Annotated in this window: 21 protein-coding genes and 1 pseudogene; 19 read left to right on the top strand and 3 right to left on the bottom strand. The window is 67.5% G+C overall.

The window, feature by feature from the left end; translation table 11 throughout:
• Nucleotides 1-503: 503 nt before the first annotated feature.
• On the bottom strand, nucleotides 504-1394 hold the full coding sequence (locus tag C2L80_RS13885; RefSeq protein WP_157941040.1) for a response regulator transcription factor: 891 nt from the start codon (nucleotides 1392-1394) through the stop codon (nucleotides 504-506).
• A gap of 846 nt (nucleotides 1395-2240) precedes the next feature.
• Here C2L80_RS13885 and C2L80_RS07805 point away from each other — a divergent pair.
• The 5 genes from C2L80_RS07805 (at nucleotide 2241) to smc (ending at nucleotide 11066) form a co-directional block, all read left to right on the top strand.
• Complete coding sequence (locus C2L80_RS07805; protein ID WP_103262975.1) at nucleotides 2241-3869, top strand: FAD-dependent oxidoreductase; 1629 nt, start codon at nucleotides 2241-2243, stop codon at nucleotides 3867-3869.
• Between the two features lie 1204 nt (nucleotides 3870-5073).
• Entirely contained in the window at nucleotides 5074-5253 is a 180-nt protein-coding gene (rpmF, locus tag C2L80_RS07810) for a 50S ribosomal protein L32 (RefSeq protein WP_087195227.1), read from the top strand.
• A gap of 270 nt (nucleotides 5254-5523) precedes the next feature.
• A complete protein-coding gene (gene plsX / locus C2L80_RS07815) occupies nucleotides 5524-6561 on the top strand; it encodes a phosphate acyltransferase PlsX (protein WP_103262976.1) in 1038 nt (345 codons plus the stop codon).
• The gene (rnc, locus tag C2L80_RS07820; protein WP_239938820.1) at nucleotides 6561-7502 is read left to right on the top strand and encodes a ribonuclease III; all 942 of its coding nucleotides are present in this window, start codon (nucleotides 6561-6563) and stop codon (nucleotides 7500-7502) included. The genes plsX and rnc overlap by 1 nt, the downstream gene beginning before the upstream one ends.
• Before the next feature lie 3 nt (nucleotides 7503-7505).
• A complete protein-coding gene (smc, locus tag C2L80_RS07825) occupies nucleotides 7506-11066 on the top strand; it encodes a chromosome segregation protein SMC (RefSeq protein WP_103262977.1) in 3561 nt (1186 codons plus the stop codon).
• A 143-nt stretch (nucleotides 11067-11209) separates the two neighbouring features.
• On the opposite strand, the gene C2L80_RS07830 is transcribed toward smc, so the two are convergent.
• The gene (locus tag C2L80_RS07830) at nucleotides 11210-11530 is read right to left on the bottom strand and encodes a hypothetical protein (RefSeq protein ID WP_092197894.1); all 321 of its coding nucleotides are present in this window, start codon (nucleotides 11528-11530) and stop codon (nucleotides 11210-11212) included.
• Between the two features lie 182 nt (nucleotides 11531-11712).
• Between C2L80_RS07830 and C2L80_RS14340 the strand changes: the two genes are divergently transcribed.
• Complete coding sequence (locus tag C2L80_RS14340) at nucleotides 11713-12585, top strand: DUF2812 domain-containing protein (protein ID WP_239938818.1); 873 nt, start codon at nucleotides 11713-11715, stop codon at nucleotides 12583-12585.
• 662 nt (nucleotides 12586-13247) lie between these two features.
• On the opposite strand, the gene C2L80_RS07845 is transcribed toward C2L80_RS14340, so the two are convergent.
• Nucleotides 13248-13445 carry a LuxR C-terminal-related transcriptional regulator gene (locus C2L80_RS07845; RefSeq protein ID WP_092198435.1) on the bottom strand — a complete coding sequence of 66 codons (198 nt, stop codon included), beginning with the start codon at nucleotides 13443-13445 and terminating at the stop codon, nucleotides 13248-13250.
• A 211-nt stretch (nucleotides 13446-13656) separates the two neighbouring features.
• Here C2L80_RS07845 and C2L80_RS14675 point away from each other — a divergent pair.
• From C2L80_RS14675 to C2L80_RS07910, 13 genes and pseudogenes are all read left to right on the top strand, one after another.
• Nucleotides 13657-14055, top strand: a pseudogene (locus C2L80_RS14675) (FAD-binding protein); the annotation flags it as partial.
• 26 nt (nucleotides 14056-14081) lie between these two features.
• Nucleotides 14082-15002: a signal recognition particle-docking protein FtsY gene (gene ftsY, locus C2L80_RS07855; RefSeq protein WP_103262978.1), complete on the top strand. Its 921-nt coding sequence runs from the start codon at nucleotides 14082-14084 to the stop codon at nucleotides 15000-15002.
• Nucleotides 15003-15034: 32 nt separating this feature from the next.
• A complete protein-coding gene (locus C2L80_RS07860; RefSeq protein WP_092198426.1) occupies nucleotides 15035-15682 on the top strand; it encodes a hypothetical protein in 648 nt (215 codons plus the stop codon).
• Between the two features lie 95 nt (nucleotides 15683-15777).
• The gene (locus tag C2L80_RS07865; protein ID WP_092198423.1) at nucleotides 15778-16761 is read left to right on the top strand and encodes an MBL fold metallo-hydrolase; all 984 of its coding nucleotides are present in this window, start codon (nucleotides 15778-15780) and stop codon (nucleotides 16759-16761) included.
• 158 nt (nucleotides 16762-16919) lie between these two features.
• Nucleotides 16920-18329: a signal recognition particle protein gene (gene ffh / locus C2L80_RS07870; protein ID WP_103262980.1), complete on the top strand. Its 1410-nt coding sequence runs from the start codon at nucleotides 16920-16922 to the stop codon at nucleotides 18327-18329.
• Between the two features lie 326 nt (nucleotides 18330-18655).
• The gene (rpsP, locus tag C2L80_RS07875; protein WP_087193458.1) at nucleotides 18656-18901 is read left to right on the top strand and encodes a 30S ribosomal protein S16; all 246 of its coding nucleotides are present in this window, start codon (nucleotides 18656-18658) and stop codon (nucleotides 18899-18901) included.
• A gap of 4 nt (nucleotides 18902-18905) precedes the next feature.
• On the top strand, nucleotides 18906-19160 hold the full coding sequence (locus C2L80_RS07880; RefSeq protein WP_087195238.1) for a KH domain-containing protein: 255 nt from the start codon (nucleotides 18906-18908) through the stop codon (nucleotides 19158-19160).
• Complete coding sequence (locus C2L80_RS07885; protein WP_103262981.1) at nucleotides 19161-19679, top strand: ribosome maturation factor RimM; 519 nt, start codon at nucleotides 19161-19163, stop codon at nucleotides 19677-19679.
• A 29-nt stretch (nucleotides 19680-19708) separates the two neighbouring features.
• On the top strand, nucleotides 19709-20449 hold the full coding sequence (gene trmD, locus C2L80_RS07890; protein ID WP_103262982.1) for a tRNA (guanosine(37)-N1)-methyltransferase TrmD: 741 nt from the start codon (nucleotides 19709-19711) through the stop codon (nucleotides 20447-20449).
• A 68-nt stretch (nucleotides 20450-20517) separates the two neighbouring features.
• On the top strand, nucleotides 20518-21084 hold the full coding sequence (gene lepB / locus C2L80_RS07895; RefSeq protein ID WP_092198405.1) for a signal peptidase I: 567 nt from the start codon (nucleotides 20518-20520) through the stop codon (nucleotides 21082-21084).
• A gap of 45 nt (nucleotides 21085-21129) precedes the next feature.
• Nucleotides 21130-22113: a glycine--tRNA ligase subunit alpha gene (locus tag C2L80_RS07900; RefSeq protein ID WP_103262983.1), complete on the top strand. Its 984-nt coding sequence runs from the start codon at nucleotides 21130-21132 to the stop codon at nucleotides 22111-22113.
• On the top strand, nucleotides 22106-24205 hold the full coding sequence (gene glyS, locus C2L80_RS07905; protein ID WP_103262984.1) for a glycine--tRNA ligase subunit beta: 2100 nt from the start codon (nucleotides 22106-22108) through the stop codon (nucleotides 24203-24205). Before C2L80_RS07900 ends, glyS begins: the two co-directional genes overlap by 8 nt.
• A 5-nt stretch (nucleotides 24206-24210) precedes the next feature.
• Complete coding sequence (locus tag C2L80_RS07910) at nucleotides 24211-25098, top strand: pyruvate, water dikinase regulatory protein (protein WP_092198396.1); 888 nt, start codon at nucleotides 24211-24213, stop codon at nucleotides 25096-25098.
• Nucleotides 25099-25134: the final 36 nt, after the last annotated feature.

A 25134-nucleotide genomic window follows, 5' to 3' on the forward strand; every position in this document is an offset into this window, starting at 1 on the left:
AGGCAGGGGGTGGCGGGGGAGGGGCTCGTGTCCGACCCTGCGCGCATGCTGGCGTCGGTGCCCCGAAGCACGGCACGTCGGGCGCGGCGGGCCGTCTGGAGGGGCTCGCCGATGGCGCTCGGCAAGCGCGCGAGCCCGAAGCGCAGGTTCGGAACGGGAGGCTCCGGGCCGAGGGCTGCTGCGCGACGGCCGTCGGGCCGAGCGAGGCGGCGGTCGTCAAGCGCGCTAGGGAGGGCGGGAGGCCTGCGGCATCGCGCCGGGCAAGCTGAGCGCGAGGGGCGCGGGGCCCGTTCGGGAGGGGAGATCCTGCGGGCCTGCCCGCAGGGGGCCAAAGGCGATCGGGTCTGAACAGGATGCCGGCCAGCGCCCGGATCGTCTACATTGCGAGGAAGAGGCGGATCGTGGAGCGGGTCGCGAACGGGTGTGTCGCCATCGCGGGAGCGGCATCTCAGGGTTGGCGGCAGCCGTGTGCGGGCGCGAACCCTCCTTTTCCATTCGGTTCGTCATGCTTGCGGATTCGGTCGAACGATGCTGGCGGGGGGAGCCTCGTTCTCGATTATGTCGAGCAGTTCTTGACGCGAGTGGACGCCGGCCTTCTCGTAGATGCGGCGGAGATGGGTCTTCACCGTGTTGCGTGAGACAAACAGCTTGTCGGCGATCACGGCTGCAGACCGTCCGCGTACGAACTCTTCGAGCACTTCGGTCTCGCGTGCCGAAAGGCCGACGCGGCGGCCGAGTGCGCGCGTTTGCAGGGAGATCTTGTCGACGAGCACCACATTCGGCGTCGGTGCGCGCGAGGACTCCATTTCGGGAGGGTCTGCGCATGCGGCGAGCTCATCGGCGTTGTCGGATAGAGCGGAATCCTTGGCCTCTTCGCTTTTGGCAGCAAGTTCGGCGAGGTCTCGTTCGACTGCTCTGTTCCGGGAGGTCCAATACGTTCCAATGGCAAGTAGGACGAGCAGCCAGAACAGCATGAGCGACGAGATGGAGAGAATCGTGGTATCGACCTCTTCGCCTCGCAGCACGATCGAGGCGGCCATCCTGCCGGTCTGCGCGAAGACGAGCATCGCTCCTGATGCAAGTGCCAGGACGGGCGGGCCGCCCAGACGCAGGCGCGCATGTTCGCGTACCACGAAGACCCACGCGATGGACCAGTACAGCAGGTACCCCGTCATGATGGCGAGCTTGGAGAAGGGAAGCATGCTTGGCTCGGAAGGGTTGGCGAGGAGCGCTGCGGCGAACGCGGGCAGGACGAGGGCGATGGCGGCATCTGGCTTAAAAGGCTTGCGGTAGAGCATGAACGCGGCGGCCGCCCCGGCAGCGGCGAATACGTTGGCTTGCTGGACCGAACGGAAGGCGTCGGGCGTGCCCATCCATCCGTGAAGGTCGGTCATGGTTCCGAATGCGAAAGAGAATGCTGCAGCTCCCACGACAAGGGGCGCGTACCTCATCGCGAACACGGGGATCGCGCGTGGCGCGTCTTTGTGGCCGGCCTCGTAGTCTAGGTTGTGGCCACTACGCCGCGCGAGGGCGGCGCATCCCGTAAGCGCGGCAAGGCTCAGCGCAAGGCATGAAAGACGAGTCGAGAATATGGCGAAGGGAGCGCCGTCGAGGGAAAGCAGATTCATAAAGCTGCCGAACAGGAATCCTAGGGGGATGGCGGCGTCCTCTACAGGGCTGCCTCGTCGAAACGAGAGGATGATCCAGCAGAAGAAGACCGTTCCGTAAACGACGCGCTCGAGAAGCGCGTAAGCCAGAGAGAGTCCGGGGTCGGCCGCGAACGCCGCGCACATGAGCGCGAAGAGGATGGTGGACCCGTAGATCCAGGTAGGTGCGAGACGAGTGCATCCTATGCGCCACGTGTATGCTCCGAGAGCGACAACGACGATGCCGCTCGATGAGCGCAGTGCGAGGTCAGCCAGGGCAGGAAGCTTGGGGCTAACGGGCGCGTCAAGGAATCCTGCGCACCAGAGGAATCCGAATCCCGCTACGAAAAGGGCGTTGATCGCCGCGCGCACGCCTCTGCCACCTCCTTGAACCGAGCTTTCCTCTTTGCGCAGTATACCTGGTTGGCATGGGCGTTCAGGTACGGTTTCGCGTAATACTGCTTTTTGGGTGACATGCAGAAAAGTCCGATTTCACGTTTCGAGGATGACAACGGAAAACGTCGCTGGCTTTACGGTGGTGGCAGCAAGCGAAAAGCTTGGAGAGCGATATGCGGATGAAAAGGAGGCGCTATCATGATCGAAAGCGACGGAATGTCCCGCCGCGCATTTCTAGGCGGCGTATTGGCGAGCGGCGCTGTGGCAGCGACGATGGGGCTTGCGGGGTGCGCGCCGCAGGCGAAGGGCGATGGGAGCGGGAACGGCTCTGGGAAGGCGCAAGCCTCCGCATCCCAAGGGCCTTCGTTTCTTGAGGCGCCGGACCCCGTCAACGATGCCGACATCAAGGAGACGAAAGAGGCAGACGTCGTCGTGGTGGGTTGCGGCATAGCGGGCATGGCGGCCGCTCGCGCTGCGGCGGACGAAGGCGCGCGCGTGATCGTGGTGGAGAAGTCTGCGCGCTTCAATTGCCGGGGGAGTATGGGTTCGCAGCTCGGCAGCGTGGGAAGCTCCTATCAGAAGGAGGCCGGCTACCCTGAGATCGACAAGGCTGCGCTGGTGAACCGCTATATGCAGGACACGCTCCAGATGGCGAACCAGTTCTTTCTGAACTACTGGTTCGATCATTCCGGCGAGGACGTGGACTGGTTCCTTGAGCTCTGCGACGATGTGTCGGTGCTCGCGCCCGACGAGGGCGCACCCGAAGGCGGTTTGAACGGAAGCGTCTACCTTACGGCGCGGCCGACGGCGAACATCGAGGGACGCTATCCTGCGTTCCCCACAGCGATGAGCGTGAATTTCGATCCCTCGTTCCCAGAAGACGCGGGCTTTTACTATCCGATGCTCAGCTTTCAGGAGCATGTCGAGTCGAAAGGAGGCGAGTTCCTTTACGCGACCTGGGGTCGGCAGCTCGTGAAGGAGGACGGACGCGTAACCGGCGTCATCGTGCAGGACGAAAACGGCGACTATCGCAAGTTGGTCGCGGCAAAAGCCGTCGTGCTGGCATGCGGCGACTTCGGGAACAACAAGGAGATGCTCGAGCGCTACGCGCCTCAGGCGCTCGACCTCACGTGCACGTACAATTCCTTTGACGCGAAGGGCGAGGTGTGCAACCTGGGAGAAGGACACCAAATGGCCCTGTGGGCCGGCGCCGCCATGGAGAAGGCCCCTTACGCTCCCATGAGCCATCTGAGCGACGTGGCCGATCTGTTGCTGGTGCGCAGGGACGGCACGCGCTTCATTAACGAGGAGCTGGGTGCGCAGTCGCTTTGCAATGCGGTGATGCGCTGCCCTGGCGCGGTGGCGTACTGCGTCACTGGCAAGGCTCAGGGACCAAAGGTGTTGCAGCCCGGTCCCGAAGCAAAGCAGCCCGAACCGCTCGACACGATCGAGGCGGCTGCCGATGCGGTGGGATGCGACGTTGCTGTGCTTGAGGCGACCGTGTCCCGCTATAACGAGCTTGCGAGGTCGGGCGTCGACGACGACTTCGGCAAGTCGCCGAGCGCTCTGGCGCCGATCGAGCCCCCGTACTACGTTTACGAAGGGCATCCTGGCAGCATGCTCGTCATCATGGGCGGCATCGACTGTGACGACGCGTGCCGTGCGCTCAATGAAGAAGGCTGCCCGGTGGACGGCCTCTACGTAGCGGGCAACAATCAGGGGTGCCGTTTCGGGGCGGAGTACCCGATGACCGCGCCGGGTATCAGCCATGGTCTGGCTCTTTCGCTCGGCCGCCTCGCTGGCAAGAACGCAGCCACCTTGGCATAAGGTTTACCTGCATCGATCGCAAGAGGGCCGAAGGCGGTCCGCTTGTGATCGGGTGATTCACGTGAAGCATCCCGGTCCTTCGCTGGTTTCGACGGCTCAATGAGGCGAGCTCGCATGCCGTTGAACTGCCGACAGCGCGCGAATGACGCCATGGGCGCGTTGAACGGAAGCGAAAGAGGGAGCATGGGCCAGCAATCTGCAATGCCCGCAGCTTGTTTCGGGGAGTCTTCGAATTCGGCGCTTGGGCGGCTCGTCGCCAATGCGGGGTTCGTTGAAGTCGTAGGCGGCAAAGGCGAGCCGTGTATCTGCGCAAGAGGACATCGACGGGCGAATTCGTGCTCCGCGCGGCATGCGGGGGCATGCGCGGCGTCCCGATGCCTGCGAGCGCGGGGGCGTCACCTCGGTATCTGGAAGCGTGAGACGTCGCGCAAAGCAGGCGCCCCGCACGGGGCGCCTGCTTTGCGACGCCGCCGCGGCGTGCGACCGCAACGACGTCGGCGAGGTGACGAGCAGGCTCTTGGGGTGTCCCTCTCGTCTGCGGAGGCCTCGTCGGCCTCGCCGAGCAGCTTCGAAAAGGCCACGCGGGGTTTCGCCGCTTCGCCGAGGTGCTCGCCCTGCGTTCCGGCATCGTCGACGCGTCGGGGGCGATGGAACTCGCCGAGACGATGCGCGGCCGAAGCAGGACGCCGGCTTCTTTCGTCGGTGCGCTTCAGCTATGACGACGAGCGCGAGGTTTTGCACGAGCTCGGCCTTGACGTGCTTGCGGCCGCCATCGTGGCGCTCGTGGGAGCCTCGGGCGACGGCAAGATGCCGACGACGTCGCGCAAGGACGACGCGGTAAGCGAGCGCGCGCCGACGCCGTCGACCCCGATCGACCCTGCGCTGGATCGCAGAAGCGCGGCAAACGAGCGCGGGGCAGTTCGGGCCGACGGGGTGGCCGGTCGCGGCGCAGGGCCGCGGCGAGTAGGTCCGGCGCGCGGGCGCCAAGCCGCGCAGCGGCGCGGCCGCGCGAGATGCGGCTGGCGGCGGCGCGCGCCCGCGGGTCGGAACGGTTTTCGGCGAGGTTTTGCGAGGTTTGCGGTTTTGACGGCGATTGGGGCTTGCGATGGGGAAGGCGCTTTGGTATTATTCTGTTTCGCGTGTTTACGAAGCGAAAACGAGCGAGCGTTCGCGCGCTCGGCTTACCTGAAGGAGATAGAGAGCCATGGCTGTACCTAAGCGCAAAATGGGCCGTGCCCGCACCCACGCCCGCCGCAGCACCAACGACAAGATCGCCGCGCCTTCGCGCTCGGTGTGCCCGCAGTGCGGCGAGGCGAAGCTTCCGCATCGCGTGTGCCCGAACTGCGGCTTCTACAAGAACCGCGAGGTCATCGAAACCGAATAGATCGGTTCTCGTCTGCGCGTCGACGCCGTTCGGCGCGCATGGGAAAGCCTCCCCGCACATCGCGCGCTCGCGCGATGCGCCGGGAGGCTTTTTGCTAGGGTTCGCCGCCTCGCGGCGGCGAACGAGCCGACGCCGCGAGGTTTCGATGCACCTGATCTCGCCCGCTCCCTTCGAAGGAGAGCCGCCGTGCCGTCGCGCGCGCGGCGGGGAGGGGCGACATCAGGCACGTCGAAGCCTCTCGCCGACCGTGTTGCGAGAGGGAGGTTTGAAATGCCCGACACAGTGACCATCGCCGTCGACGCCATGGGGGGAGACGACGCGCCCGGCGTCGTGCTCGAGGGCGTCGAGGGCGCGCTTTGCGCCGATGAGGCCCTGCGCATCGTGCTGTGCGGCCCTGCCGAGGTGGTGGAGCCGTTCGCCTCCGCGCACGAGCGCTGCGAGGCCCGGGCCGCCTCCGAGGTCATCGGCATGGCCGAGCATCCGGCGGGCGCGGTGCGCGCGAAGAAGGACTCCTCCATCGTGGTGGGCTGCCGACTTGTGAAGGAGGGCGCGGCGGACGGGTTCTTCTCCGCGGGATCCACGGGAGCGTGCCTGGCGGCCGGGACGCTCGTCATGGGCCGCGTGCGCGGCATCGCGCGTCCGGCGCTCGCCACGGTCATCCCGTCGCCGGTGCGGCCCGTCGTCATGAGCGACATCGGCGCGAACGCCGATTGCAAGCCGGAGTACCTCGTGCAGTTCGGCCAGATGGCGTCCATCTACGCCGAAAAGGTGGTGGGCATCGACCGCCCGCGCGCGGCGCTGCTCAATATCGGAGAGGAGGATGCGAAGGGCTCGCAGTTCGCCCAGGAGGCCCATCGCCTCATGAGGGAGCGTTTGGGAAACTTCGCCGGCAACGCGGAGGGCGGCGACATCCTGTCCGCGACCTTCGACGTCATCGTCACCGACGGCTTCACGGGCAACGTGTGCCTCAAGACCATCGAGGGCACCTCCAAGACGCTGTTCAAGGCGCTCAAGGGCATCATGCTGGGAAGCCCGGTCGCGAAGCTGGGCGCGCTCGCCCTCAAGGGCGGCCTCAAAGAGCTCATGACCCAGGTGAGCCCCGACACCTACGGAGGCGCGCCGCTTCTGGGCGTGAAGGGCGCGCTGCTCGTGGGCCACGGCTCGTCGAACGCGCTCGCCATCAAAAACGGCGTGCTGACCACGGCGCGCACCGCGCGTGCCGACGTGGCCGGCATCATCGCCCGGACGGTGGCGGAGGCGCCCTCTTCGGACGGGCCGGGAAAGGCCCCGATCGGAGGTGCGGCATGATGGGCGCTCGCGACGGGGCGAACGAGGCGGCAGGGGGACGCAAGATCGACCTTTCGTTCGACGGGCCGCTCACCGACGAGCAGCGGCGCAAGCTCGATCGCGCGCAGGACGTCCTCGGCTACCGCTTCGAAAACGAGCAGCTGCTCCTGTCGGCCATCACGCATCCGTCGGCGACGGAGGGCAAGTCGGTCAAGTTCTCGTACGAGCGCCTTGAGTTCCTCGGCGACAGCATCCTCGGAGCCGTCGTCTCGTCCATCGCGTTCGACCGCTTCCACGACCTCGACGAAGGCGGGCTCACGCGCATCAAGGTGGCGCTCGTGTCGGGCGCGAGTCTTTCGGACGTGGCGGAGCGGCTGGGCTTCGCCGACGTCATCGTGTTCGGCTCGTCGGAGACGGGCACGGGCAAGCGCGGCCTGCACTCGGCGCTCGAGAACGTCTACGAGGCCGTGGTGGCGGCGCTCTTCCTCGACGGCGGCATCGATGCGGCCTGCGCGTTCGTGCGCGCCACGCTCATCCCGCGCATGTCGCTGGACATGGCGCGCGAGCCGGAGAACCCCAAGAGCGCGCTACAGGAGAAGCTGCAGGAAGACGGCATCACGCCCACCTACAAGCTCGTGGAGACGCAGGGCCCGCCGCACGACCGCACGTTTGTGGCGCAGGTGTTCGCGGGCAGCCAGGGGCTTGCGCGCGGCACGGGCCGCACGAAGAAGGAGGCCGAGAGCCAGGCCGCCAAGAGCACGCTCGCGCGCCTCGGCGAGTTCTTCGGCTTAGGCGCCACCGACGAGGAGCGCGCCGAGAAAGCCGAGGCCGCCAAGGCCGCCAAGGCCGAGAAGGCCGAAGCCGCCAAGCAGGCCAAGGCCGAGAAGGCCGCCGCGCGCGCCAAGGAGAAGGCCCGCAAGAGGTCCGAGCGCGAGCGGGCGCGCCAACGCAGGCAGGGGTAGCCGATGTACCTGAAGTCCCTCGTGCTCAAAGGGTTCAAGTCCTTCGCCGACCGCAGCGCGCTCTCGCTCGAGCCGGGCATCACGGCGGTGGTGGGGCCGAACGGGTCGGGCAAGTCGAACATATCCGACGCGGTTCTGTGGGTGCTCGGCGAGCGCAACGCGAAGCACTTGCGCGGCCAGGCCATGGAGGACGTCATCTTCGCCGGGTCGTCCGCGCGCAAGAGCGTGGGCGTCGCGGAGGTGGACCTCGTCTTGGACAACTCGGACGGCACGCTTCCGGTGGAGTACTCGGAGGTGGCCATCACGCGCCGCATGTACCGCTCGGGCGAGAGCGAGTACCTCATCAACGGAACGCTTGCGCGGCGCATGGACGTGCTCGACATCCTGCACGACTCGGGGCTGGGCACCGGCACGCACTCCATCATCAGCCAGGGCTCGCTCGACTCCATCCTGCAGTCGAGGCCGGAGGATCGCCGGGCGCTCATCGAAGAGGCCGCCGGCGTGCTCAAGCACAAGCAGCGCAAGGCGAAAAGCGAGCGCAAGCTGGCCGCGATGGACGCGCACCTCGCCCGCGTGAGGGACGTGGCCGCCGAGGTGGAGCGCCAGCTGGGGCCGCTCGAGCGCAAGGCCAAGCGCGCGCGGGCCTACCAGGAGCTGGCCGCCGAGCTGGCCGAGATGAGCCTCGCTCTGGCCGTGGACGACCTGCGCACGCTGCGCGGCCGTTGGGACGAGGCGTCCGCGCGCGAGCAGGCGCTTGCGGCCGAGCTCGAGGAGAGGCGCGCCGCGATCGCGAAGGCCGAAGAGCTGTCCGAGGAGCTGCAGGAGCGCATCAGGCGCGAGAGCGCGGATGCGGGCGAGCTGTCGCGCCGGCACCGGCGCGCGTCGTCGGCGGTGGAGCGCTTCGACGGGGCGACGCTGCTTCTGCACGAGAAGCGCCGCGCGGCGCAGGGCTACGAGGCCGAGCTGCGCGTGACGCTCGAGGCGAACAAGGCCAAGCGCGTCCAGGCCGAGGCCGACCGCGCCCAGGCCGAGGGGCAGCTGGCCGAGGTGCGCCGCGACCGCGCCCGGGCCGATGCGGACGTGGAGCGCCTTGCGTCCGAACAGGCGCTCAACGCCGAGCGCCGGCGCGGCCTCGAGCGCGAGGCCGACGAGCTCGAGCGCGCCAAGCGCGACGCCGAGCGCGAGCGCGAGCGGGTGCGCCGCGAGCTGGCCGAGACGCAGGAGGCGCTTGCGAGCGGCCTCGCGCACGTGAAGCTCATCGAGGGGCACGGCAAGGAGCTGGAGCTTCAGCTCGAGCGCGCTCAGGCCGAGGCCGCAGCGCTCGCCGAGGCTGCGACGAGCGCCGGGCAGGAGCTCGAAAGGCTCGCGGAGGACGAGGGGGCGGCCCGGACGCGCGTGGGGGAGGCGCACGCCGCGCGCGAGGACGCGCGCGCGACGCTCGACGAGGCGCGCGACGCGGCCTTGCTTCTGGCGTCCGAGATCAAGGCGCTCGAAGAGGTCGAACGCGCGAGCGCCGCCGCCGGCCCGGCGCGCGCGTGGGCGCTCGACAACGCTGCCGACCTCGGGGTGAGCCTCGATCCCGTCGCGCGCGCCGTGCGCGCCTCGGAGGGCTTCGAGGCGCTTGTGGAGCGTCTTTTGGGCGCGGACGTGGCGGCGCTGCTCGTGGACGACGCGTCCCGCGCGAGCGCCGTGGCCCTCGCGCTGGCCTCGCGCGACGAACGGGGCGAGGTGGTGCTCGTGCCGCGTTCGGGCGAGCCGCGCCGTGCGTGCCCCGCCCGCGCGGCGGCCGCCGCCGGACTGGGGCGCGCGCTCGTGGACGAGCTGGCCTACACGCAAGCCGACGCATCCGCGGTGGAGGCGCTGCTGGGCGACGTCGTCGTGTGCGACGACGTCGACGCGGCGTTCGCCGCGCATGCGCGAGGGGCGCACGACGTGCGTTTCGTGACGCGCGGAGGATGCGTCGTGTGGCCGAACGGCAAGGTGTCCGTGGGCTTGGCAGAGGGCGTGAGCGAGGAGGGCGTGCTCGCCCGTGCGCGCCGCTTGGAGGAGCTGCGCGCGCAGCTGGGCGCGGCGGAGAGTGAGCGCGAGGCGGCGCAGGAGCGCGCGGCGCAGGCCGAGGAGGCGCTGCGGGAAGCGCAAGCGGCGAGTCTGCGCTTGTCGCAGGAGCTGGCCGAGCGGCGCGGCAAGACGGACGCGGCGCGCGCCGACGCCCGTCGGGCCGAGGAGAAGCTTGCGAGCGTGCGGCGCGAGTTCGAGGACGTCGAGCGCCAGCGCGCCCAGGCCGAGCGCACGGTGGCCGAGGCGCGCCCGTCGGCAGAGGCCCTCGAAGCGCGGCTCGGCGAGCTGGCCCGCGCGCTCGAGGAGGGTGCCGCGCGCTTCGACGAGGCGCAGGAGGCGGTCGTGCCGCTGCGCAAGGAGGCGGCCCGCGTGCGCGACGCGCTGGCCGAGGCGAAGCTCAAGGCCGCCACGCTCACTGAGCGCGAGACGTACACCGCGCGCGTCGTCGAGGCCCGTGCGCGCGACCTCGAGGCCGTCGCACGAAGCGACACCGAGGCGCGCGAGGCCCTGGCGAGGAAGGTCGCGGCCCAGGCGCGCGTCGTGCCTCTGCTCGCGCTCTTCGAGGAGCTCGAGGCGAGCGCGCGACGCTGGACGCGCGAGCTTGAAGATGCCGCGAACGCCGCGCAGGACTCTTCGGCGGGGCTGCACGCCCAGGCGAACGACGCCCGCGCGGCCGCTCGGGCGGCCCATGGCGCCTTCGACGACGCGAACGCGCGGCTCTCGTCGGCGCGCGTGGAGAAAGGGCGCCTCGAGGTGCAGGTGGACACCGCAGTGAACGCCATCGTCTGCGACTGCGGCGTGCCGCTCGACCGCGCGCTCGAGGTTCCCAAGCTTGAGGACCGCGGCGCGGCAGAGGATGCGGCCTTCAAGCTGCGCCGTCGCATCGCCAACATGGGCACCATCAATCCCGACGCGGCCGAGGAGTACGAAGGGCTCAAGGCCCGCTACGACTACCTGGCCGCGCAGCTGGCCGATCTCGACGGCGCGCGGCGCGCCCTCGCCAAGATCGTGCGGGTGATCGACGCGCGCATGAAGGACGACTTCGTGCGCACCTACGAGGCGGTGGACGCGAACTTCCGCGAGATATTCGCCGTGCTGTTCCCCGGTGGATCCGCGAGCCTCTCCCTCGTCGATCCCGACGACTTGGAGAACACGGGCGTGGAGGTGACGGCGCAGCCGAGGGGCAAGCGCATCGCGAAGATGACGCTCATGTCCGGTGGCGAGAAGTCCCTGACGGCGCTCGCGCTCCTGTTCGCGGTCTACCGCATCCGCGCCACGCCGTTCTACATCTTGGACGAGGTGGAGGCCGCGCTCGACGACTCGAACCTGCGCCGCCTGACGGCGTACCTCGACAGCCTGCGCGGCTCCACGCAGCTCATCATGATCACGCACCAGAGGCGCACGATGGAGATGGCCGACGTGCTGTTCGGCGTGTCCATGCAGTCCGACGGCGTGACGAAGGTGGTCAGCCAGAAGCTCGAGAACGCCCTGCGCCACGCGGAGTAGGGCGCGCCTTCCTCATCCAGAAGGGAGGGGCGAAAGATGCGAGGGGCCCTGCGCGGCGGGAGTCGATCTCCGATGCGCAGGGCCCCTCGGCCTCAGGTTCGCGCCCGTCTGCGCCTCGCGCGCGACGGGCGGGCGAAGGCGGGCTAGCTGAGCAGGACGGGGACGATCACGGTGAGCGCGAATACGGCCATGAGCGCCCAGTTCGCCTTCGTCAGGACGTGCACGGCGGGGCTTGTCGTGCGTCGCGACTGGTCGAAGCCCACGGAGCAGAAGAACACGATGGCGGCGGGCAGCTCGAGCTTTTCGGCGCCGAGCGCATCCCCGAGGGCGAGCTTCACGAAATACCAGATGATCAGCGCCATCGACGCGACGAGCAGGATCAGCGCGACCACGGTGTCCCGTTTTTCGCCCGCCGTCTTGTCGGCCATCTTCGGGCGCGCCTCGTCGCCGCATATCTCGGTCATGGTTCCCTTTCTCCTTTCAAGCAAGGGCCGTCTCCCGCTTTCGGCGGCAGCGCCCGTCGTTCCCGCCGAAGGATCTGCCCATGGTTTCGCGCGACGGCCTTCGATGGGGTATAGTGTTGTCCGCTTGCAAGCAACGAAAGTATAGCATAGTATATCCATTATGGATATATGGAAGGAACGTGATGGCGAAGCGCAGCCCGTACGAGACGGGGGAGCTTTCCGACAGCATCTTTCTCATCCTGTTGGCGACCTTCGAGCCGGTGCATGGGTACCGCATCATGCACGACATCGAATCGTCCACGCACGGCGCGGTCAAAGTCGGCCCCGCCACCATGTACACGACGCTCAAGAAGCTCAAGGCGACGGGATGGATCGTCGAGATCGCCGAGGAAGGGGGCCGCATCCTCTATGCGGCGACCGACGAGGGCCGGGCGGTGCTGCGGGCCGATTTCTCGCGGCGCAAGCGACTTGTCTCCGTGGCCGAGGAACGGCTGGGGGAAACGACCGAGGGGGGGGGGGTAATGGCTAAGTACCGTCTGTGCGGCGGCCTGGCGATGATGGCCGAGCACGACATGGGCATGCTCAAGGACATGAGCGCGAAGGGATGGCACGTGAGCGGCCTGTCCGGAGGCCTTTTCTACCGTTTTGAGCAGGGGGTGCCGCACGACTTCGACTACGCGGTGGGCTTCGAGCGCGACTTCACGCCGGAGGTGCAGAAGCTGTTCCGCGCCGGTGGCTGGCATCCCGTGATCGCGGCTCCCGGTTGGCAGATCCTGCGCGCCGAGGCGGGCGAGACGCCGCTGTTCACCGACGAGGAGTCGAAGGAGGAGGCGCTGCGCGCGGTCCGTGTGCGGACGGGCCGCTGGGCGCTCGTGTGGGCGGCTCTGCTGGCCGTGCTGCTCGCGGCCGAGATGCACCTCGACGCGCAAGGCGTCGAGCCGGCCGCGTCGGCCTGCCTTGTGGGGGCGGTTGCGGCAGGCGCGGGGCTCACTTTCACGGCGCTGCCGTTCTTCGGCTACACGGCCTCGCTGCGAAGGCTTCGCGCGGGCCGGTAGCGCTTTGCGCGTCGTCCGCTGGCGGGGGCTTCGGGCTTCGAGGCCGTTGGCGCTTTCGGTCTGCGCGGCCGCCGGCTTCGGCTTCCGCGTTTGCTGGCGCTTTCGGTCTGCGCGGCCGCCGGCTCCTCTTATCCACCGCTTCCGCGCCCGCCGGCGCCTTTGGCCTTCGCGACCGTCGACTTCAGCTTCCGCGCCCGTCGGCGCTTTCGGTCTGCGCTGCCACTGCATCTTCCCGTCTGCCGGGGTCGCGAGGCGAAATTTTGCCGCGACGGTAACGGATTGGGGAATTTTCTCCCATATTTTACCGTAGCGCCTTCTCGATCTGCTTCATGCGTTCAAATTGGTAATATCTCGAGATATTTTCCAAAATATTTTACCGTTTGCGGGGTTTGAAGGGATATGAAAAGCTCTGAAGCCCTCTGTTCGGTTATTTACGGTAACATATCAAATTTTTTCTCCGGATTCGTTACCGCTACATTGCGGAGGGTTGGCGAGCGAGGGGCGGGCCAACGGGCGGGGGCGTCGGTGCGCTTGGTGCGCGCGACAAGGGGCTGGGCCGTGGAAGGCGCAAAGCGGTTTTCCCATAGGCCGTTCTAGATTTGCGGCGGCTCGGCGGGGTATTGGCGCGCCGACGGCGGGCGTGCATCGAAGCACCTGGGATTCTAGGATTCGGTTCTCGAAGCCATGATCTCGTCCGCGATGTCGATGCCTTCCTGTTTGTTGTGCAGGTCCATGTTCTTGCGAATGGATCTGCTGTGCGCGGCGACGGTGCTTACCGTGATGCGAAGGGTTTCCTCCATCCGGTTCACGCTGTAGCCCAAAGAAAGGTAGAGAAGGGTGTTCGCTTCCCTGTTCGACAAGCGTTACCTCCTCGCAAGCGCTTCGGTCGCCACTCGGCGATCGAGCGACCTCGCATCCGCGGCTTTCTCGGCAGCTTTTGTCGTTCTTGCAGATGGGCGGCGAAAAGCCCGCAAGGTGTAAGCGGGACGAGCGCCACGCCCAAAGCGAAGGGCAGCACCATGCGAAGCTCGAAGGAATCGACTATGATCACTTCGCCGGTGCCATAGTAAGGGGGTGGGTATCCGAACGGGATCGAAGGCGGTCGAACTCATGGTCGAAGCGGGCGATTTTGCAGGTGTGCGCGTCTCGCAAGGCGAGGGCTCTTACGAAGTGCGCGCGAAGAAGGTGGTCTTTGCATGTGGGGGCTTCGCGCAAAACGAAGATATGGTGGGCGAGCTCGCAGGAGGCGTCGCTGGGGAGTGCATTCCTTTCTGCAGCGCGGACTCGACGGGAGGCGCGTTCGCTCTGACCGAAAGTTTGGGAGGCGTTTCCGTAGGCAAGGGGGCGTTCACCTATTGGCGGGATCTCTTCGGCTTGGGGGCGTTGGGGCGGCGTGAGCGCCGCCCTCTGCCGTTTCCGCGGTTGCTCTTGCGTTGGCGCTGGCGAGCGCTTGCATTTGAGCTACACTAAAGGGGTTTCGGCGAAAGGAGCCCATCATGGGATTGTTCGATAGGATCAGCGAGGGCCTGGCGCGCTCGCGCGATCGGTTCAAAGAGCAGATGAACGTCCTTCTCGATCGCGGTCCCGACCTCGACGAGGGGTTCTGGGACGGCCTCGAGGAGACGCTCATTCTGTCCGACATCGGCGGCGGGGCGGCCTGCGAGATCGTGGAGGGGCTGCGCGACACGGCGGTGCGCAAGGCGCTGCCGGACGCCTACGCCGTGCTCGACCTGCTGAACGACCGGATCGCGGAGACGTTCGCGACCGGAGGGGAAGGGGTGCTCTCGGGCGGGCCCGCCGTGGTGCTGTTCGTCGGCATCAACGGCACGGGCAAGACCACCACGGTGGGCAAGCTCGCCAAGGAGGTGACCGACGAGGGCCGCACGGTGCTTTTGGGAAGCGCAGACACATTCCGCGCGGCGGCCATCGAGCAGCTCGAGGCGTGGGCCGCGCGCTCGGGCGTTGAGGTGGTCACGCGCGAGCGCGGCAGCGATCCGGCGAGCGTGTGCTACGACACCCTCGAGCGCGCCGAGGCGCAAGGGGCCGATCTTGTGCTCATCGACACGGCGGGCCGTCTGCACACCTCGGCCGACCTCATGCGCGAGCTGGAGAAAGTGGTGGGCGTGGTGCGCAAGCGCTCGAAGCTGCCCGTGTTCACAGTGCTCGTCATCGACGCCACCACCGGCCAGAACGGCTTGTCGCAGGCGCGCGAGTTCGACCGCGCGCTCGATTTGGACGGCGTGATCGTCACGAAGCTCGACGGCACGGCGAAAGGCGGCATCGCCCTTGCGGTGAGCCACGAGCTGGGGCTGCCCGTGCTCAAGATCGGCGTGGGCGAGGGCCTCGACGACCTCAAGGACTTCGACGCACACGATTTCGCCCGCGCCCTCGTGGGCGACTTCGACGAGCGAGGGTAGGGCGGCTTTCGTTTAGGGGAGATCGATTCGACGTGGAAAACGACTTCGCTCACCGGGGGATAGGCGCGGAAAGGCGTGCGACGGAAAGCCTGTTTAAGCTGTTGACGGAAAGAGGGTATCCTTCGGATCGGATAGCGATGGAGCCGGCTCTGCGCAATGGCTGCAGGGCAGACTTCGTCGTCTACGCTAAGAGCGCTCCGCTGCCTTTGGCGATAATCGAGTTGAAGATAGGGGATGAACTTGCAAACAAGGATTGCGTTGCCGATCAGCTTCATGCGTATTCCGAACGAATGGGAGCGAGCGTCGAAGTTTTTCTCGCCCTCTTTTCTAAGGAAGGCAAAGGGTTTCGCTTCTTCCGGTTCAACCGATCAGACAAGAGCTTTCGAGAAACGGATTTGCCAAGTTACGACCCGCTCAATATGGCTACGAATGCTGCGCTTTTCAATGGAGGAGTGACTGCAAAAAAGCATGCATCGATTCAGCTGAAGGTTATTTCCTGGGGAATTATTCCGGCGGTTGTTTTGTCGTGCATCGTTCTGGATGCTTTGCAGATTTACTCTTTATCATTCGAGCGGCTTGCTCTTATAGGAATCTTGTTCGTGTCGTTGTTGGTGCCTTCGGTAAAAGAGGTGAAAATCGGAGAGTACGTGCTGTCGTTGTTTGACAAATATGAAAAATGACAAGTCCGATCATTGGCTGTGCGAAAGTCTTCGTTCCGCGCAGCTCCTCTGTTCATGGACTTTGCTCACTGGAAGAGTAGGAGGAATGTCGATCGATGTTATTTGACCAAGTCCACAGCAATCCCGACGTGTTCGAGGTGAGGGTGCCGTTCGAGAACGTGTCCACGAGCGCCACGAACTGCTTCGTCGTGCTCGACGAGGGCGAGGCGCTGGTCATCGACACGGGCGCGCCCACCGACGAAGGGGCGGCCGTGCTCGAAATGGCCCTCGACGAGCTGGGCGTGGACCGCTCTCGGGCGACGTTCTTCCTCACGCACGTGCATCTCGACCACGCGGGGCTCATCGACCGCGTGGCACCCGAGGGCGCGCCGGTACTCGTGAGCGCGGCCGACTTCGACGCGCTGCGCGCCCCGGGCGCGTCCACGTACGAGAGGGTGCGCCGTCTGCTCGCCTCCGAGGGAGTGTCCCTTCCGGAGGCGTCGGGCTACGCGCGCCATTCCGTCGAGATGCCGCTGTTCGATCCTGCGCGCGTGGACGTGCGCTTCGCGGCCGAAGGCGACGAGGTGGCCGTCGGAAGCCGGCGCTTTCGCGTGGTGGAGGTGCCGGGCCACACGCCGGGCAGCCTCGCGCTGTTCGACCCCGTCTCGCGCATCCTGTTCGGTGGCGATCACGTGCTGTTCGTCATCTCGCCGGGAATCGCCTTGTTCCCCGACGGCCGCGACGGCCTGCAGGCCTATCTCGACAGCTTGGAGAAGGTGCGCGCGCTCGGTTGCTCCCGCCTGTTCGCAGCCCATGGGGACGAGCGCGCCGACTTCGAAGCGCGCATCGACTGGCTGCGCGCGCACCACTTGGAGCGCCTTGAGGAGGCGCAGGCCATCGTGCGAGCCCGGCCGGGGCTGTCCGGCGAGGAGGTCGTCCGCGCCATCAAGTGGAACGTGCCTTTCGAGCGGTGGGAGGACATCTCCTTCATGCAGCGCTGGTGCATCGTCATGGAGGGCCTCGTGTTTCTGAACCACCTCGTCGGCCGGGGCCTCGTGCGCAGGGAAGAGGACGAGGCGGGCGTTCGGCGGTACTTCTAGGAGCCGCTTGGGGCACCGGCGGGCTTTCCCGTGGGTTTTCCCGTGTTCATGCGAAGGCCGCAGTCGGAATGCTTGTGCGTTTATGGTCTGCGCGGGCGGCGTGGCGTATAATCGGGACGCCACGCTTGATCGACTATACGACGAGGAGCCTACCGATTATGCTCGAAAGCCTTTCCAACCGCCTGCAGGGCATATTTTCCGGACTGCGCGGCAAGGGCCGCCTGACCGAGGACGACATCAACGACGCTATGCGCGAGATACGCATGGCGCTTCTGGAGGCCGACGTCAACTTCAAGGTGGTGAAGTCGTTCGTCGCGCGCACGAAGGAGCGCTGCCTCGACGCCGAGGTGCTCGACTCGCTCACGCCGGCGCAGAACGTCGTGAAGATCGTGCTCGACGAGCTCACCGAGCTGTTGGGCCGTACCGACTCCAAGCTCGTGCTCTCGAGCCGCATCCCCAACGTCATCATGCTCGTGGGCCTGCAGGGCTCCGGCAAGACGACGGCCGCCGCGAAGCTGGCCTGGCGCCTGAAGCAGGAGAACCACGCGCCGTTGCTCGTGGCCTGCGACGTGTACCGACCCGCCGCGGCCGATCAGCTGGAGACGCTCGGTGGCGAGATCGGCGTGCGGGTGTACCGCGGCGACGGGCAGGATCCGGTGAGGATCGCGACCGAGGGCGTCCAGGACGCCATCGACAACCTGCGCGACGTGGTCATCGTGGACACGGCGGGACGGCTGCATGTGGACGAGGCGATGATGGAGGAGGCAGAGGCCATCAAGGCCGCCGTGAAGCCCGACCAGATCCTCATGGTGGTGGACGCGATGACCGGCCAGGACGTGGTGAACGTGGCCGCGGCGTTCGCGGAGCGCGTGGACTTCGACGGCGTGATCATGTCGAAGATGGACGGCGACGCCCGCGGCGGCGGCGCGCTGTCCATCAAGGAGGTCACGGGCAAGCCCATCAAGTTCATCAGCTCGGGCGAGAAGCCCGACTCGCTCGAGGAGTTCCATCCCGACCGCATGGCCAAGCGCATCCTCGGCATGGGCGACATGGTCAGCCTCATCGAGAGCGCCGTCAAGGTGCAGCAGGAGGAGATCGAGCAGGAGCAGGCCGAGCGCATGATGCGCGCGAACCTCAACCTCAACGACTTCATCGAGATGAACCGCCAGATCCGCAAGATGGGCGGCATCGCGAAGCTCGTCAGCGCGCTGCCCGGCGGCGACAAGGCCATGGCGGCCGGACAGGTGGACGAGGGCGCGCTCGACCATATGGAGGTCATCATCAACTCCATGACGAAGGCCGAGCGCGAAAGGCCCGAGCTTTTGAACGGCAGCCGCCGCGCGCGCATCGCCGCAGGGGCGGGCGTCACCGTGCCCGAAGTGAACCAGCTTGTCAAGAAGTTCAACGAGACGAAGAAGATGATGAAGCGCTTCATGCCCGCCGCCGAGGAGATGGCGGGCGGCAAGAGGGGCAAGAAGGGCAAGAAGGGCCGTCGCCGCCGCATGGGGCTGCCCGGAGGCATGAGCATGGCCGACCTCAGGAAGCTCCAGGACATGATGGGGGAGTAGGCCCGGCGCGGAAGCTGCGTCGGGCGCGGCTTTCCCGCCGCGCCGAGCCGCTCGCCGCTCGGCCTGCGCGGTCGGGTCTTTCGGCTTCGCGCTTCGCTCCGGCGGCCTCTGGCACCCCTGGCGCTGATGCTGCAAACATGGGGTTTTCGAGGACGCGCGGGGTCGGCGTTCGCGCCGTTCGCGCCGTTCGCTACAATTCAAAGCAGTAATGCGCTTGTCAAACGGCCGTTTGAGCCGTATCATAAGCAATTGCTGTTTTCGCTGCGCCGCGAACCGCGGCGTCGAGCGTCGAATCGAAGGCAAGAAGCAAAAAGGAGTTCAACTTCATGGCAGTCAAAATCCGCCTCGCCCGTCACGGCGCGAAGAAGCGCCCGTATTACCGTATCGTCGTCGCCGACTCGCGCAGCCCGCGCGACGGCCGCTTCATCGAGGAGGTGGGCCGCTACAATCCCTGCGTCGAGCCGTCCATGGTGAAGTTCGACATGGACAAGGTCGACCAGTGGATCAAGAACGGCGCGCAGCCCACCGACACGGTCGCCGCGCTCCTTAAGCGCGCCCGCGAGAACGCCTAGCCCCATGGCTGAGCAGACCGAAGACATCGTCGGCCTCGTCGAGTCGGTCGTCCGTCCCCTCATCGACTTCCCCGACGATCTGGAGATCTCGGCGAGCGATGCGGAAGACGGCTCGATCCTTGTGGAGATGCGCGTGAACGAAGAGGACGCCGGCAAGGTCATCGGCCGCCAAGGCCGGGTCATCAAGGCGATCCGCACGCTCGCTCGCGCGGCCGCCTCGCGCACGGGCGCCCATGTCGAAGTGGAGCTTCTCGACTAGATGCGCGCGTGGGCGAACGTGGCCGAGCTGGCCAAACCGAAGAATCTGGCCGGAGGGCTCGTCGCGCGCAGCGCGCCGGGCCTTCCTTTTTTGCTGCGCGAGGGCCTTGAGGTGGCTTTCGTCCCCCCGCAACTCGACGCGCCGCGCCGTGCGCGGGTCGCCTCGGTGCGGGAGCAGGCGAAGGGCACCTTCCTCGTGACGTTCGAGGGCGTTGACTCCATCGAGGTCGCCGAGCGCCTTGCGGGTTGCTGCTGCCTCGTGCGCCGCGCCGACCTTCCGCGGGACGCGCTCGCCCCGTCCTCGACGGGGCTTGAGGGCTTCGAGGTGCGCGACGCGCGCGCGGGGCACGTGGGGTTCGTGGCCAAAGTGGAGGAAGGCCCGGGCCAGACGCTCCTTTGCGTCGAGCGGCCCGACGGTCGCACGTCGCTCGTGCCGCTCGTCGACGCCTTCGTCGCCGACATCGACGAGGACGCGCGCCGCATCGACGTCGACGTGCCGGACGGTCTGCTCGACCTGTAGCGCGCCGCGCCGACCGAAAGGACCCCTCCATGATCGTAGAGACGCTTTCGACGTTTCCCGGCATGTACGACTCCGTGATGGGCTCGTCCATGATGCGCATCGCCCAGGAGAAGGGCATCATCGAGTTTCGCGCGCACGATCTGCGCGACTGGACGCATGACCGCCATCGCACCACCGACGACGACCCGTACGGCGGCGGCGCGGGCCTCGTGATGAAGTGCGAGCCCATTTTCGAGGCCCACGACGCGATCGCCGCGTGCGGGCCGCGTCCGACGACGGTGTTCCTTGCCCCGTGCGGACGCCGGTTCGACGACGCTTTAGCCTGCGAGCTCGCGCGCGAGGAGCACCTTCTGTTCGTGTGCGGCCACTACGAGGGCATCGACGAGCGGGCCTATGCGCTGGCGGATCGCACGATCTCGCTGGGCGACTACGTGCTGACGAGCGGCGAGCTGGCGTCCATGGTGGTCATCGACGCGGTGGTGCGCAAGCTTCCCGGCGTGCTGGGGGCCGCGACCGGCGCGCTCGACGAGAGCTTTTCCGACGGGCTGCTTGAGCATCCCCAGTACACGCGTCCGGCCTCGTTTCGGGGCATGGAGGTGCCCGCGGTCCTTCTGTCGGGCGACCACGGCGCGGTGGCGCGCTGGCGGCGCGAGCGCAGCTTGGAGCGGACGGCGCGTTTGCGCCCCGACCTCTTGGGGGGCGCGGAGCTTTCGCGCGCCGACCGGGAATTTCTGCAAACTTTGTCGAAGGGGGCTTCCGAAAGGCCCTGACGCGTTATCATGGGGCCTCGTGGCCTCATCCGGGCATCGCGCCCGTTCGGAAAGGAAAGACGCATCTCATGGATTCCGGTCAGCACGCCGATCGCCAGAGCCCGGGGGCGCTCAGGACGTTTCTCGGGCTGCTCGTCATGGTGGCCTTCGTGCTGGGGCTTTCGTGGTTCTTGCGGACGTTTCTGCTCCAAGCCTACGAGATACCCTCCGGCTCCATGGAGGAGACGATCATGACCGGCGACATGGTGTTCGCCGAGAAGGTGAGCTACCGCTTCCGCGATCCCGAGCCGGGCGACATCGTGACGTTTCAAGATCCCGAGATACCCGGCCGCATCCTCATCAAGCGCTGCATCGCCGTGGGCGGGCAGACCGTCGACATCAACGACGAGGACGGCCTCGTGTACGTGGACGGCGAGCCGCTTGCGGAGCCCTACACCGACGGGAAGCCGTCGTATCGGCTGGCCAGCGACGTGACCTACCCCTACACGGTGCCCGAAGGGCACGTGTGGGTGATGGGGGACAACCGCACGAACTCCCAGGACTCCCGCTTCTTCGGCTCCATCCCCATCTCTTCGGTGACGGGGCGGGGGGCGCTAGTGTACTGGCCGCTCAACGATTTCAAGCTCCTCGACTAGCGCCAAGGTCGAGGGCGACGGGTTTTGATCGAGACAAGGAGAACCATGGCAACGCACACCGCATCAGCGCACGGGGGGCGCGAGGGGGCCGAAGGGCGGCCCGCGCCGACGTTCCAAGACGTCATCATGAGCCTGCAGCGCTACTGGGCCGACCAGGGCTGCGTCATCCTGCAGCCCTACGACAACGAGGTGGGCGCGGGCACGAACGCGCCGGCCACCACGCTGCGCTCGCTCGGCCCCGACACGTGGCGCACCGCCTACGTGCAGGGATGCCGCCGCCCCACGGACGGGCGCTACGGCGAGAACCCGAACCGCACCCAGTTCTACTACCAGTTCCAGGTGCTCATGAAGCCCTCGCCCGACAACATCCAGGACCTGTACCTGGGCAGCTTGCGCGCCATCGGCATCGACGTGGACGCGCACGACGTGCGCTTCGTCGAGGACGACTGGGAAAGCCCCACGCTCGGCGCGTGGGGGCTTGGGTGGGAAGTGTGGATCGACGGCATGGAGGTGACGCAGTTCACCTACTTCCAGCAGGTGGGCGGCTTCGAGTGCGCGCCCGTGCCCGTCGAGATCGCCTACGGCCTCGAGCGCCTCACCATGTACATCCAGGGCGTGGACAGCATGTTCGACATCGTGTGGAGCCGCGGCGCGGACGGCGTCGTGTTCACCTACGGCGACGTGTACCTCGAGAACGAGCGCCAGTACTCGCGCTACAACTTCGAGGTGGCCGACACCGACTTTCTGTTCCAGGAGTTCAACGACCGCGAGGCCGAGTGCCTGCGCACGCTGGAGGCGAACCTGCCGCTGCCGGCCTACGACAGCGTGCTCAAGTGCTGCCACGCGTTCAACCTGCTCGACGCGCGCGGCGTGATCTCGGCCACCGAGCGCATGGCCTACATCCTGCGCGTGCGCACGCTCGCGAAGGCGTGCTGCGCGAGCTACATGGAGCACGTGGTGGGCATCGCGCCCGCCGAGGAGGGCGAGGCCGCCGCGTCCGCGGCGGGGAAGGAGGAAGGCCGTGAGTAACCTGCACACGCTCGCGTTCGAGATCGGCACCGAGGAGATCCCGGCGTTCGACCTGCACCGCGCGACCGCGCAGCTGGCCCGCCTCGTGCCCGACGCGCTCGACGCCGTGCGCATCCCGCACGGCGAGGTGGCCGTCCACACGACGCCGCGCCGCCTCGTCGCCATCGTGGAGGACGTGGCCGAATCCACCGAAGCCCTTGAGGAGACGTTCCGCGGCCCGTCGGCCAAGATCGCCTTCGATGCCGAGGGCAACCCCACGAAGGCCGCCGTCGGCTTCGCCCGCGGCAAGGGCGTGGACGTGGGCGCGCTCGAGGTGCGCGAGGAGAAGGGCGTCGAGTACGTGTTCGCCACGCGCCGCGTGGAGGCGCGCGACGCGGCGGAGCTCTTGCCGGAGGTGCTCGAGGGCGTGATCGCGGGCATCGCGTGGCCGAAGTCGTGCCGCTGGGGCTCGACGAGCGAGTACTTCTCGCGTCCGGTGCGCTGGATCGTGGCGATGCTCGACGAGCGCGTCGTCCCCGTGCGCTTCGCGGGCCTTGAGGCCGGCAACCTGACGCGCGGCCATCGTTTCCTTTCGCCTGGGCCGCACGAGGTGCCGACGGCCCGCGCCCTTCTCGACGTGCTCGAGGGCGCCCACGTGGTGACGAGCGAGCAGGCGCGCGAGCGGGCCATCCGCGAGGGCGTCGCCCGCATCGAGGAGGAATGCGGCGCGCGCGCCGAGCTGCCCGAGAAGACGCTTTTGGAGGTCGTGAACCTCTGCGAGCAGCCCACCGTGCTCGTCGGCGCGTTCGACGAGGAGTTCTTGCAGGTGCCCGAGGAGATCATCGTGGACGCGATGCTCATGCACCAGCGCTATTTCCCGCTTTACGACGAGAACGGCAAGCTCACGAACCGCTTCATCGTGGTGAGCAACGGCGATCCGGCGTGCGCTGCCACCATCGCAGACGGCAACGAGCGCGTCGTGCGCGCGCGCCTGTCCGACGCGAAGTTCTTCTACGAGGAGGACCTCAAGCGCCCGCTTGAGGCCTACGTGGAGCGTTTGGACGAGGTGGTGTTCCAAGAATCGCTCGGCACGATGCGCGCGAAGGCCGAGCGCATCACGGCGCTCGCGCGGCACCTCGCGGCCGACGCGGGGCTGTCCGCGGCCGACGCGGCCGTAGCCGAACGGGCCGCGCACCTTGCGAAGGCCGACCTCGTGACGAGCGCCGTCGTGGAGTTCACGAGCGTGCAGGGCGTCATGGGGTCCTACTACGCCGCCGCGTGCGGGGAGGGCGACAAGGTCGCCTGCGCCATCGCCGACCACTATCGCCCGCGCTTCGCCGGCGACGCGCTGCCGGCGTCCGCGGCGGGGCGCATCGTCGCCATGGCCGACAAGCTGGACACCATTTGCGGCCTCATCGCCGCAGGACAGGGCCCCACGGGGTCGTCCGATCCGTTCGCGCTGAGGCGCAGCGCGCTCGGCATCCTGTCCATGCTGCTCGACGAGGGGCTGCCGCTTCGCGTCGGGCTCGTGCGCGCCATCGACGCGGCGCTTGCGTCCTACGCGGCCCAAGGCGTCGCCTTCGACGCGCAGGCGGTGCGCGAGGAGGTGGCGGACTTCTTCATCGCGCGCGCGAAGGTGCTGCTGCGCGACGAGGGCCGCGCCCCCGACACGATCGACGCGGTGCTGGCCGCGGGCGTGCGCGAGCCTGTCGAGTTCGCGTCGCGGGTGCGCGCTCTCGACGCGGCGCGCGAGGGCGACCCCGACGCGTTCGCAGATCTGGCGACGGCCTTCGCCCGCGCGAACAACCTGCGCGACGCATCGCTTGGCGCGGAGGTGGACGAGGGTCTGCTTTCCGAGGTGGAGCGCGCGCTGTCGTGCGCGGTCGCGCAGGCCGAGAGCCGCGTGGGGAGCGCGCTGGCCGCCGACGACTACCCGTCGGCCCTCGCCGAGCTCGCCGGCCTGCGCAAGCCCGTCGACGCCTTCTTCGAGGGCGTCATGGTCATGGACGAGGACCGGGCGCTGCGCGAGAACCGCCTGCGGCTGCTCAACCGCTTCGTGGCCGTGTTCGAGGGCGTGGCGGACTTCGGCAAGATGGCGAAGGGGGCACGGTAGCCGCCATGGCCGACTTCATCGCCTACGGAAGCTCCACCGAGCTGCCCACGATCCACGTGATCAGCGACTCGGTGGGGCTCACCGCCCAGGCGGTGGCCCGCGCCGCCGCCGCCCAGTTCGGCGTCACGAACCCCACCATCGAGGTGCTGCCGAAGGTGCGCCGCTTCGAGGAGATACGCCGCTTCGTCGACGAGCACAGCGCCGTCCACGCGCGCAACACCGGCGATGGGCGCATGCTTGTGTTCTACACGCTCGTGGATCGCGTGCTATCGCGCCAGCTGGCCGAGTACGCCGCCGAGCGCGACGACATCGTGGCGGTGGATCTGGTCACCGACGCCATCGGGGCCATCTCGCGCATGACGGGCCGCGAGCCGTCCACGAAGCCCGGCGGCCTGCACGTGGCCGACCAGTACTACTTCCAGCGCATCGAGGCCATCGAGTTCACCATCGCCCACGACGACGGACGCAACCCGCAGGAGCTGCACCAGGCGGACATCGTGCTTCTGGGCGTGTCGCGCTCGTCGAAGACCCCCACGTCGATCTATCTGTCCCAGCAGGGCTACAAGGTGGCGAACATCCCGCTCGATCCGTCCACCGAGCCGCCCGCCGAGTTGGCGAGCGTTGATCGGACCCGCCTGTTCGGCCTGATGACGACCGCCGAGGTGCTCATCGGCATCCGGCAGCGCCGCCTCGGGCGCGCCGTCGGGGTGGCGTCGCGCTACGCTGATCCCGAGTACGTCTACGAGGACCTCGAGAAGGCCCGCTCGCTCATGCGCAAGCTGGGCTGCATCGTCGTCAACACGGAGAACCGGGCCGTGGAGGAGACGGCCCAGGAGATCCTGCGCTACTACGAGCGCGTGCACCCTCCCTCGATCGCTCCGGGTTTGCGCTGATGGCACCGAGGCGTGGGGGCGTGACAGGGGGGGGGC

The organism is Rubneribacter badeniensis, assembly GCF_002899695.1.
Lineage (GTDB): Bacteria > Actinomycetota > Coriobacteriia > Coriobacteriales > Eggerthellaceae > Rubneribacter > Rubneribacter badeniensis.